General features: G+C 38.3%; 2 protein-coding genes. Both read left to right on the forward strand.

The genetic code is table 11. The features are described from left to right. The first annotated feature begins 613 nt into the window (after positions 1 to 613). On the forward strand, positions 614 to 5,977 hold the full coding sequence (locus tag B4N66_RS12205) for a GEVED domain-containing protein (protein ID WP_291095117.1): 5,364 nt from the start codon (positions 614 to 616) through the stop codon (positions 5,975 to 5,977). A 204-nt stretch (positions 5,978 to 6,181) separates the two neighbouring features. After that, positions 6,182 to 13,779 (forward strand): GEVED domain-containing protein (locus B4N66_RS12210; protein WP_291095118.1); only part of this gene is annotated, 7,598 nt, incomplete at its 3' end.

Genomic DNA, 13,779 nt, shown 5'->3' on the forward strand with positions numbered 1-13,779 from the left:
TGGGTGTAATTATTTAATTCAAGAATACCGTAACTATTTTACCACGAATTCTCAAATTTTAAAATAAACTACCGAGATAATTTGTTCATCCTAAAAAAAATAGTGCATTAGTGGCAAAACCATTCCAAAATTTAATTTCACCCAACGGGTTATGATTTAAGATTTTTTTAGTTTTTTGTTAATTTTAATACCGTACTCTTAAAAGTTTTTTTGAAATGTTGTTTTTTATATTTAAAAACCAATTTTCAAATTAATAATATGAAATTGTTGTAAGGACTTTTTTACTCATTCCTTAAAAAAACGCATCTTAACATAAAAATTTTGCAAATCAACTAAATTGTGTTAATAATTTGTGATGAAATAGTAAATCTATTCCACAAAAAAATGTATTTTTGTTCCTAACAGTTAATAAAAATGTGTTTGCAGAAGGCTGATAGTTAAAGGGTTAAAGCTTATTTTATCAGAAAAGTAAAACATAAATTTAAGTTAAAAGTAGTTAGTCGGTGATTTAACACATTTCATCGATTTTTATTATTTTAAGAATTTGTAAACAGATTATTTTTAACTCAATTAACAACTAGAAAAAAAACTGAATTTCCAAAAAATACCGACTATGACTTCAACTTTACGTTTAAAAAAAACCATCATTAACCACTTTTATAAATCATTTTCCAAATCCGGAGTTTTATTTTTAGGATTATTGCTGTTAACAGCTTTTCAATCGAATGCTCAGGTTAGTGCATATGGCTACCAAGAGTTCAATGGCGTTTCTGACGGTGAGGTTTATACACCGATTTCAGGTACGGATTTATTTGGACCAACACCATTGAACCAATTTACTCCAATCGGCTCTGAAGTGCCACTTGGTTTTACATTTAACTATAATGGCATTAATTATTCTAATGTTAAAGTACATTCGAATGGTTTTATCTATTTTGGAGGTACAATCAATACTACTGCAGCTCAAGCAGCCCCAATTAGCGGAGCGAATGCTAATCAATATGCTGGTGCTATTGCTGGATACAGTAGGTCTTTGTTTTATTCAAGTTATGGTTCTGCACCAATTTACAGTGCTGTAACTCATCCATCAAGTGTAGAGTATTTAACAAATGGTGTTGTGGGAAGTAGAGTTTTTACCGTACAGTATAAAAATATGACCCGAAATAATGGTACGCTTTCTGCTAGAGAAGGGCTATTAAATTTTCAAATTAAATTATTTGAAGGAACTAATGTTGTTGAAATTATATATGATCAACAAATTGTAACTGGTCCTGCAACTACAAACTTGAATTTAGTAGGTCAATGTGGTTTGAGAGGTTTGCTCAATACAGATTTCAATAATAGAATAGCAAATTCTGCAAATTATCTTCTGACAAACGCTGGAGGAGCAAATAATTTGGGGATTAACTATAGAAATACCTCCAATGCAGGTACAGTAATCCGTATGCAATGGACACCTCCTTGTTATGCACCATCTGGTTTGTCTGCTGTTAATTTAACAGGTACTACAGCTGATATTTCATGGACAGCTCCGGCAATTGCACCAACTAGTTATCAATTTGAGGTGCGTAGTAGCGGTGCTCCGGGTTCAGGACCTGTGGGTTTGGGTAACTCAGGAACTGTCGCGGGAACATCTACAGTTGCTACTGGTTTATCACAAGGTTTTACCTATAGATTATACGTTCGTTCATTTTGTGGAGGATCAAGTTATAGTGCTTGGGTAACAGGTCCATTGTTTACCTTACCTTGTGCGGCAACTAACGTTCCATATTATATTCCATTTGATCCAATTGGAGATGGGTTTACTGTTCCGGGATTACCGGTTTGTACCGTAAATCAAAATGCTGGTGCAGGAAATAACTGGGTATCTTCTCCAGCTGATTTTTCTGCTTTTTTTGATGAGCATTTAACCTATACATTCCATCCAACCAATAATGCAAATACTTGGTTTATTACTAAAGGTGTAAATCTTACAGCAGGACAAACCTATCGAATTCAATATATATATGGAGGTTCTTCCGAATTCACATACATTACAAACCGTATGGAAGTTCGTTACGGAACCACAGGAACTGCTGCAGGTTTAGCAGGTGCAATTCAAATAGATAACCACCCGGATATCAAATCGGTACCGGAAACTAATATTGTTAATTTTACAGCACCTACAACTGATGTTTATTATTTTGGTTTTAGAGCTTATTCGTTAGCTAATAATGGAACATTATATTTAGATGATATATTTATTGATGTTTCAAACTGTTTGGCCCCAACAGGACTTACAGCCCCTGCTGTATTAGTTAGTTTTAACAATGCAACCATTACATGGACGGCTCCGTCTCCATCACCAACCGGTGGATATGCTTATTATTATAACACTACAGGCGTTGCTCCAACGAATGGAACACCAGCGTCGGGAACTGTTCCGGCCGGAACAACATTGACTGCTATCCCCGGATTGACCCCAAATACTACTTATTATGTATGGGTAAGAAGTATATGTGGGCCAACAGAATTTGGAGAATGGTCTGCCAATACAACTTTTACAACATTACCTGCACCGCCGGTTTATTGTATACCGGCAGGAACTTCTATTGATGGACAAGGTATTACCAATGTTACATTTGGAAGCATCAATAATACAACAGGTAGCGAAGTAGCTACTAGTTATTATGGTGATTATTCAGGTTTAACTGCCAATGTGGCTCAAGGTGCAACTATTCCGGTAGCCATTACTTTTAATACTGCACCATTTGATTACAATACCCATATATGGATCGATTGGAATAATGATGGTGATTTTTTTGATACTGGTGAGTTGGTTTACACAGGTCTTTCAGGTACTACAAATCCTAGCGTTTTAAATGCTTCTTTTACAGTGCCTCTATCACAGCCACTTGGGCCACGAAGAATGCGTATTGGAGGTACAGATTTTGGACCTTTTGCAAACCCTTGTAGAACAGATTCTTGGCAATCGTATGAAGATTATACCATCAATGTAATTGTGGCACCACCAGCCTTAACACTGAGTCAGACAACTATGCCCGCACAATGTGGTTTAACTAATTCGCCATTAGTTACAATTACTTCAAACTTAGCCGATTTTGATGTATATACTTGGACACCTTCTGTAGGTGTTACAGGAACACCAGCGACAGGTTTTACATTTAATACAAGTGCAACTACAACCTATATATTAACTGCTAGTCAGACAAGTGGAAGTTTTAGTACCAATTCAGTTTCGTTTACCTATTCAGCTAATGAAACACCAACACCAATAACTATTGCAACACCAGATGGAACAGATAGTTGTATCGATGGACCGGCTATAGAATTAAATGCTGCCGGAGGTATTGTTTCTAATATCACTGCATATGAAGAAAACTTTAATTCAGGCATTAATGGACCGGGTCAATTTACCTCTTTCAATAGTTCTACCGGTGGATCGAATCCTGCGAATCCTGCATGGATTGTAAGACCTGAGGGCTATACTGCAACCGGACCAAGCTGGTTTGCAACGTTTTCAAGTAACGATGATACCAGTTTTGTTTTCTCTAACTCCGATTCACAAGGTTCAGGAGCAGCGAGTACAACCCGAACGCGTTTGGTTTCTCCTCCAATTGATTTAACCGGCTATTCTTCGGCAACTGTGAGTTTTTATCATTTTTATCAAAGTTGGGTTAATGATGTTTTTGCACGAGTAGAAGTAACAACTAATGGTGGGACTTCATGGACAACATTGGCAAATTATACAACTAATCAAGGTACGGCTACGAATTTTACTCAGGCTTTCTTGAATTTAAATCCATATGTTGGTAATACCATTCAAATTCGATTTGATTATCAAACCAATTGGGGATGGGGTTGGGCTATCGATAACTTTAGAGTCTTAGGTAGTGCTACATCTGATATTGTTTGGTCGCCAACAACAGGTTTATATACTGATGCAGCGGCAACAATACCTTATACAGGTACTGGAACAAGTGTTGTGTATGCAATGCCCGGAACCGATACTGTTTATACTGCTACAGCTACTGCACCCGGACCAACATTTTGTGAAAGTACGCAAACAGTTACTATTGCAGTAACACCACAAGTAGGAGGTACGCTTTCGGCAAATCAAGTATCCTGTGACACTTCTTCATTTACAAATATTACCTTGACAGGTCATGTTGGAAATGTTATTCGTTGGGAATATGCCGATGATGCTGCGTTTACTGTAGGTGTAACAACTATAGCTAATACTACTACAACACTAACGCCGGCACAGTTTGGAACTTTTATTTCAATTCGCTATTTCAGAGCGGTAGTGGGAACAGGGTCATGTAATCCGGTTTATTCAACAGTGGCTTCGGTATCAACTAATACTACTGTGTTAACAGGAACCAACACGTGGAGTAATGGTTTACCTGATATTACAAAAAGAGTAATTATTGCCGGTAACTATACGGCTGCTTCTAACTTTAGTGCATGTTCTGTGCAAGTGCTAACCGGAGCAACTTTGGTTGTGCAATCAGGCGTTACGCTAACAGTTGAAAATGAGTTTGTGGTTGATGGACCTTCATTACCTAACACGGTAGTGTTTCAAAATAATGCCAGTTTGGTTCAATTAACGGATGCTGTTAACTCGGGTTCAATCCGATATGAAAGAAATACAACTCCGGTTGTTTTCCATGACTATACATATTGGTCATCACCGGTTGAAAACCAAGTGTTAGGTACTTTTTCTCCGGATACTGCTCCTAATCGTTTCTACATTTTCAATAATGCAACCTACTCATGGCAAAATATTAGTACAGCTTCTGCAATGAATGCTGCACAAGGATATATCATCAGAGCTCCGGGAACACATAGCACAACTGTTCCATCTGTTTTCACAGGTGCGTTTTATGGTGTGCCTCATAATGGACCTTATCCTGCTACTGTAACAGTTACGGGATTACAAAATAGAAACTTACTAGGTAATCCTTATCCAAGTGCCATTGATGCTGATTTACTTTATGCAGCCAATAATACTGTTTTACAAGGAAATTTCTTTTTCTGGACACACAATACACCTATAACAGCCAATGTTTATAATGCCAATGATTATGCATCTTATAATGCTACCGGAGGTACAGGAACTGCAGCCACTACAACGGGTGTAAATACTAGTATTCCAACAGGAAATATTGCTGCGGGTCAAGGATTCTTTGTGCAAGGATTAGCGAGTGGCACTGTTAATTTTGACAATACTATGCGTTTAACCGGTTTGAATAATTTATTTTTCAGAAGTCCGAATGCTCAAACTACTTCAACTATTGAAAAGCACAGAATTTGGTTAAACATCATCAATCAACAAGGTGCCTACAAGCAAATGTTATTGGGTTATGTACAAGGTGCTACTAATGAATTGGATAATGCGTTTGATGCTGAATTAACAGAAGCTGGAAATGTAGTTAGTTTATATTCCCTAAATTCCAACAAAAAATTAACCATTCAAGGAAGAGCATTACCGTTTGATGTAACAGATGAAGTTCCACTTGGTTTCAGAACTTCTGTACCGGGTAATTATTCAATTGAATTGGAAAATTTTGATGGGTTATTTGAAGAAGGCCAAACCATTTATTTGGAAGACAAATGGTTAAATATAATTCATAATTTGAACGAAGGTAATTATAATTTCGCCACAGAAACAGGAACATTTGAAGATCGATTTGAAGTTCAGTTTATGGATGAAACATTGAGTATTAGCAATCCGGCGGATGCTTCTAATGCCATTGTGGTTTATAAAAATAACGAAACCATTTTCATTAATTCATCCAATCTAACAATGTCTGATGTGAAATTGTTTGACATCAGAGGAAGATTGATTACTGCTAAACAAGATATATTGGCATCTGATGTAAGTTTTGATAATTTAAACGTTGCCAATCAACTAATTTTGGTTCAAATTACTACCACTGATGGGGCGGTTGTGACCAGAAAAGTAGCTTACTAAAAACACATTAATTTTAGTCAAAACCCTTAGAATTTTCTAAGGGTTTTGTTTTTTATTGCACAAGCGTGAAAAAAATTGTTAAAAACAAACACTTTGCATTTTGTCGATAAATCATGCTTTTTAACGATTTGTACTGATTTGCTTAACAACATGTTAACAATAATTACTATATTCACTAACTTATTTTAAACCAATTTTTTAATTATGATTAAATACTACAATTCGTTGAGTTGGCGTTTGGGGACGCAGCTCAAAACCCGAGAACCGGATGGAGTTGGGCAGTTGCCCAAACTTACGTCCGAGGGTGCACAATGGTGGTCGAAAACCGCCTTTTTGTGTACAATCTTGTTGTTGTTTTCATTTGTTTCGTTTGGATTTAATGATCCGAGTTTTGAGGTAAATAAAAACAGTGACAAAAAATCAACTGCTTATGCAAGTGCTGCAGTCACTACGTGTGCCGGAGCAACGGTTTTAAGTCCGGCTTCATTGCCAATTGCGAGTCAGGCACTCGTGTGTGGAGGAACTAATGACATTAATTCCGGTAATGCTACAGCTTGTGGAAGTGGCTTATACATGGGAGGTCAAGAAGCCCTTTATACCTTGACTCCTACTACTACCGGTAATTATAATATTGCTATAGCAGGACAAACTTGGACAGGAATTTTTGTTTTTCAAGGTTGTCCAACTGCCGGTGGAACTTGTGTGGGAAATATTACAAGTTCATCATCATCTAAAAATTTAAATGTTTCTTTGACTGCTGGATTACAGTATTATATTATGTTTGATACTTATCCATCACCCAATAGTCCTTGTCCGGGAACTTTCTCAATTACACCACCACCACCGCCTTGTGTTGCTCCGCCTGCACCAGGTAATACGCTTGCTTCTGCAAGTTTAGTGTGTGCTGGAACTGCTGTTACTTTATCATTACAGAATGCAACTGCAGGAAGTGGTGTTACGTATCAATGGCAGTCGTCAACAGATAATGTTCTTTGGTCTGATATAGTTGGAGCTACTTCTTCAACAAGAGTAGTGAACCCTGCTGCCAACACTTTTTATAGATGTAACGTTACTTGTAGTGCACAAACTGTACCTAGTAATTCGGTAGAAATAACATTGGATCCTAACTTTTTAGCTTGTTATAATACCAATGCAGCAACATCTGCAGCTGATGAAGAAATTTCAAATGTTACCTTAGGAACTTTAAATAATTCTTCTACGTGTGCTACTGTAGCACCAGGTTCAGGATCTATTTTAAACCGATATAGTAACTATAGAGGTTCAGTAACAGCACCTGATTTAACCAGAGGAGAAAACGTAAGTTTTTCTTTAACACAAACCTCTTGTGGAGGTGCATATGGGAATGGTTTTCAGGTATATATCGATTTTAATCAAAACGGACTTTTTGAAGATTCGGAACGTGTTTATAATCAACCTGAACCTGCTACGGGCAATCATACTAAATCAGGATCTTTTAACATTCCTGTAGGAGCTCTTTTAGGGAATACTGGTATGCGTGTGGTTGTTGTGGAAACTACTTTTCCAACATCAACAAATTATGCCAACACATCCTATTCATGGGGTGAGACAGAGGATTATGTTGTCAACATTATTGAGGCAGCTTTGTGTGAAGGTCAACCTAATGCAGGTATAGTTACAGCAAATGTTTCTGAGGGATGTGCCGGACAAACGGTGGTATTATCATCCTCAGGTCTTTCATTTGGTGCAGGTATCACTTATCAGTGGCAATCATCTTCTTCAGAATCAGGTCCTTGGACTGATATTGTTGGAGAAACGACTGGTTCTTTAAGTGCTACTGTTGCAACAACTACTTTTTACCGTTTGCGAACTTTTTGTTCGGCAAGCAATCAAGAGAATTTTTCCAATATAGTTTCCTATGCTGTAACCTTATCCGGACCAGCCTTTTGCGGAACGTATTGTAACCCGGTATATGATTTCGGAAAAACGGATGGTGATTTAATTTCCAATATCAGTATTTTAGGCACCACTTTGTCTAATAATACCGGTGCAGCTCCGGTGAATCCGGCCTATACTTTTTTCTTTGGTGCTCCTAATTTAACTGCTGAGCTTCAGGCCGGTTCTACGTACACGGTATCCGTTACAGTAGGAACTTTTGGGTCTCAAAATTTAGCTGCTTGGATAGATTATAATGATAATGGTGTTTTTGAAACAACAGAGCGAATTGGTTTTACCACTGCCTCTATTGGAGCAAATGGAACGGCTACTTTTCAGATTTCGTTAGCTTGTAACCCTCCCTTGGGAGAGCATCGCTTGAGAGTACGTGATGTATGGAATACAGCCGGAAACTTAATTAACCCTTGTGCTACTTATGGATTTGGTGAAACGGAAGATTATGTGGTAACGATTTCAGCAGCCGATCCATGTCCGGTTCCTAAAAACTTGACGGCTACCAATGGTACGCCTACTTCAGGTGATTTGTCCTGGGAAATTGGATGTGCTGAAGAGGCTTGGGAAGTTGTTGTACAGTTACAAGGTTTAGGAACTCCAGCGGGGTCAGGAACTCCTGTTACTGAAACTACATTTAGCGTTTCCGATTTAGCTCCGGGTGTGTATGAATATTATGTTCGTGCGAATTGTGAGGTTAATGGATTCAGTTCATGGGCTGGGCCGTTTGTATTTACACCACCAGGGTGTACTACGAATGTTTTCCCGGCAGATGCTGCTGAAGATGTGATTATTGGTTCCGGAGAAATTTTGTTTTCTTGGAATGCTACCCCAGGTGCAACAGGTTATGAATTTTGGCTGGGTACTTCCTTGGCCAACTTGACCAATTTAGGCACAGCACCTACAAGCTCCATCACAGTAACCGGTATTCAAAAACAAACCAACTATTTTTGGTATGTGGTACCTGTTAATGCTTTTGGAGTAGCAGTTGGGTGTGATTCAACGGTGACTACCTTCACTACTGAAGATGCAGATCCGGGTGATATTTGTGCTCTTGCATTGAGTTTGGATGCGTTAGATTCACCACTTGTGGGAGATACTACCGGATTTACTAATGCAAGTAGTCCAACTTGTGGAACCAATACGGCTCCGGATATATATTATACTATTACAGTTCCTGCTGATTATACATTAGTGATTGGTCAAACGACTAATGATTATGATTCAAGAAACTTTGCATTCTACGGTACATGTGAATTAGGTACTCAGATTGCCTGTTTTGATGACGATGATACCACCACCATTACGTGGTTAAATAATACAGGTGAAACACAAACCGTTTACTGGGTACAAGATGGTTTTGGTTCAGGTGCAGGTCCATTTACGTTGGCATGGAGTGTTAATCCTCCACCTGTAGTTGTTTCAGGTTTTACACCAGAATCTATTTGTGGTCAAGATGGTGGTGCTGAGGTTGTAATTACCGGTTCAAACTTTACCGGAGCTACTTCGGTTGAATTTAACGGAATTGAAGCAACTTCTTTTGTGGTTGATAGTGATACACAAATTACTGCAATTTTACCTGCAGGCAACACTTCGGGTATTGTAACTGTTTATGCTGCACCAAGTTCTAATGGATTTGCTTCTAGTGATGATTCGTTAATTGTGAATCCTTTCCCGGTTGTTAACCCAATTACAGGAGCTGATACAGCTTTATGTATGCCAACTACTTTAGTGTTATCTAGTACTTCACCAGGTGGAACGTGGTCTTCTTCAGATGAAGCCGTTGCAACAGTCGTAGGAGGAACAGTAACCGGAGTTACGCCAGGAACTGTAACTATTAGTTATACAGTAACTGATAATGGATGTACAACAGTAGTTACTTATGATGTAGATGTTAATGCACCAGTTGTTATTAGTTCATTTACAGCAAGTCAAACTGTGGTTACAGGAAATGATGCTACCTTCTCAGTTTCTGCTACAGGAACAGGTTTAACTTATCAATGGTTTGCCTTTGACGGTATTGATACTTATGAGTTAGATGATTTATTAAGTTTATATGGTGAATCATATACTGGTTCTACTTCATCTTCTTTAGTTGTTGGTAGTGTTCCTGCAGATCTAAATGGTTTTGAGTTTTATTGTGAAGTGTCCGGACTTTCTCCTTGTACACCTGAAACAACAACGCCTAATTCTATTTTAAACGTTGGAGATACCGGTATTGGTTCAGACCCATCTAATGTTACACTTTGTGATGGAGGTTCAACTACTTTTACAGTAGTACGATCTGGAGATGATTTAGAAGAAGATATTACGTATGCATGGGAATATGATGCAGACGGAACAGACAACTGGCAACCGGTTGCCGATGGTGATTTAGACGGTATGACAATATCTGATTCTGACACTAGTGTATTATCTGTTTCTACAATTACATTAGTTCACAATGATTATAGATTTAGAGCAGTAGTTACAGGTCCTGCCAATGCTGCTACTTCTAACCCTGCTACTTTAACAGTTAATCAGGGTGTTTCATTTTCTTCACAACCAGAAAGTGCTTTAGTTTGTAGAACGACTACTACCGCTAACTTTAGTGTTACTGCGACTGGAGCTGTTACCGGAATTCAGTGGCAAGTTTCTCCAAACGGATTAGACACTTGGACAAATGTGGGAACAGGTACTTCTTTGAATGTAGCTATTACGCCTGCTACAGCAGTTGGAGTTACCTATTATAGAGCAGTGGTGAGTGGAAACGCACCATGTTTAGCGGTAAACTCTGATGTGGTTACCTTAACAGTTCAACAACCAACAATTTCTGTAACACCAAGTTCAGCAATCTATTGTTTACCAGGTGAAGCAGTGAGTTTAACCGCTTCTGGAGCAGCGACATATACTTGGTCTCCGGCAACGGGATTGAGTGCTACAACCGGTGCTACCGTGTTAGCTTCGCCTTTAACTACTACAACTTATACAGTAACTGGTACAGATGCAAATGGATGTGTTAATACAACCAACGTGACAGTAAGTGTAAGTTCTCAAATTACCGGAGATGCTACAGCTAACTTAACAGAAGTCTGTGCTGAAGATCCGGTTCAATTAGGCATTATTCCTACTCAAGTTTTACCTTCTTATGCAATAAATTCTGCATTATACCGATTTGAAGCCACAAGTGGTGTGTTTACTCCATTAGTGGGTGGAACTGCAACGAGTTTACCTGTTGGGGCAGATGATACATTATCTACTTCAACTCCAATTGGATTTACATTCAATTATGGTGGAACAAACTATACTAACTTTAGAGTAAACTCTAATGGATTGTTGACCTTTAACGCAACCGGAAATTCGGGTGCCTTTAATCAGTTAGAAACTACTACGGCAACATTCAGACCAGGTTTGGCTCCATTGTGGGATGACTTACAATGTACTACTGGTGTAACTTATCAAGTAAGTGGAGTATCTCCAAACCGCGTTTTAACTGTAGAATGGTTAAATATGGAGTGGAATTGGAGTTCAACAGTTGGTATTTCTTTCCAAGTTAAATTGTATGAAGGAACCAATACTATCGAGTATGTTTACAGACCGGAAGCGGGAGGTAATCCTACTGGCTCTGGTGGTGCTTCTATTGGTTTAATGGGTACTGCAGCAACGAATTTTGTATCATTATCCAATTCTTCTGCTACACCAACAGTTAGTACTACCACAGCAACAAACACTATAGGTGTTAAACCTGCAAATGGTCAAATCTATCGATTTATACCATCGGCTCCGGTAACCTATTCCTATGCTTGGACATCAACACCGGAAGGCTTTACATCGACGGCTCAAAATCCTATCGTTAATCCTTCAGAAACTACTACTTATAATGTTGTAGTAACTTCTTCTGCCGGGTGCACACTAACTTCAGATATTGAAGTAAATGTAGTAAGCGGGGTTACTGTTGAAACTCAACCTACTTCATTATCACAGTGTGAAGGTACTGATGCTTCATTTACTGTTGAAGCTACAGGGCCTAGTTTAACATATCAATGGAGAAAAGATGGAGTTGATATTGACGGAGCTACTTCAGCTACGTTAACAATAACTAACATTGAGAGTACCGATGCTGCCTCTTATGATGTAGTAATTACACCATTATGTGGTTCTCCAGTTACATCTGATGAAGTTAATTTAACTGTAAATGCTTTACCAACTGCAGTGGCTTCAAATGAGGGACCTGTTTGTGAAGGAAGTAATTTAGGCTTAACAGGAATTTCTGATATTGGTACTACTTTCTCTTGGACAGGTCCGAACGGATTTAGTTCTACAGATCAAAATCCAACTATCTCAGGTGTTACTCTTGCTTCAGCAGGGACTTATACCTTTACTGCTATTTCTGCAGCCGGTTGTGAAACATCAGGAACTACTTCAGTAACTATTTTTGAGAATCCTCAAGTTTCAATCAGTCCTTCAAGTGATCCTTTGAATGCTTGTGTTGGGGAGATTAAAAATTTGTCTGCTATTGTTAATCCTGTGAATGTAGTCGTTTTAACGGAAGATTTTAACGGAGCTACAGATAACTGGACGAAAATTAATAATTCAACAGGCGGAACAGTTGCTGCTCCAGCGTGGACATTGAGACCAAGTGGTTTTGTACCTCCGGGTTATCCAGCTTTAGTAACAAATGATGCATCACAGTTTTACTTAAGTAATAGTGATGCACAGGGTAGTGGAAGTAATACAAATGTTATTTTACAATCACCAGCCTTCAGTTCTGTTGGTATGACTGCTCTAAGTTTAAATTTTAACCATTTCTACAGAGATTTCAACGCAGCAGATTTTGCTTATGTTGAGGTTTCTACTAATGGTTCAACATGGACAACAGTACAGACTTATACAACTACTCAAGGAACTGAAGTTAATTTTGCAAATGCAACAGTATCATTAAACGCTTATATAAATCAACCAACGGTTTACGTTAGATATAGATATGTAGCAGTATGGGGGTATTTCTGGGCAATAAACAATGTTACTGTTTCAGGTCAAACATCACCTGCTTTAACATGGGCACCAACTAATGATTTATATACTGATGAAGCTGCAACAGTTCCTTATACGGGAGCACCTACATCATCTGTATATGCTAGAGTTGTAGGTCCGGCTAGTTATACAGTAACTTCAACAACCAATGGCGGTTGTTCTAGCGAAGATAGTGTTGAGTTTAATATCACCACTTCAGGTTGTCCTTCCACTACAGTGGTTCAACCATCTCAATGTGGACAAACGTTAGCTGCTATTGATAGTTATGTTTTTGCTAATATTGTTTCTGGTGCTCAAGGCTACCGTTTTAGAGTAACTAATATGACTACCAACGAAGTACAAACGATTGACAGATTTTTACGTCAGTTCAGAATTACTCAATTATCTAACTATGCTTTTAATACTACCTATATGGTTGAAGTTGCAGTTAGAAGAAACAATGTTTGGGAATCATTCTATGGCTCTAGTTGTACCGTTACAACTCCTGACACAACTACTCAAATTCAGGCGTCTCAGTGTAATACAACAGTGACTAATATCAATAATTCAGTTTTTGCAGACATTGTTCCGTTTGCAACAGGTTACCGTTTTAGAGTAACTAATACGTTGAATCCAATCGATGTTCAAACCATTGATCGTCCGATTAGAGAATTAAGAATGACTTATTTAGCAAACGTTCAATACAACACCACGTACAATGTGGAGGTAGCGGTTAGAAATACAGATGGAACGTATTTATCATACGGACCTGTTTGTAACATCACTACACCATTGTTCCCAACAGTTGGATTGGAAGATGCACAATGTGATGAATACCAAGTAAGTTCTAACACTGAAATCCTTTATTCAGAGTCTTATCCTGG

The sequence above is a fragment of the Flavobacterium sp. UBA2787 genome, from assembly GCA_002352205.1.
GTDB lineage: Bacteria > Bacteroidota > Bacteroidia > Flavobacteriales > Flavobacteriaceae > Flavobacterium.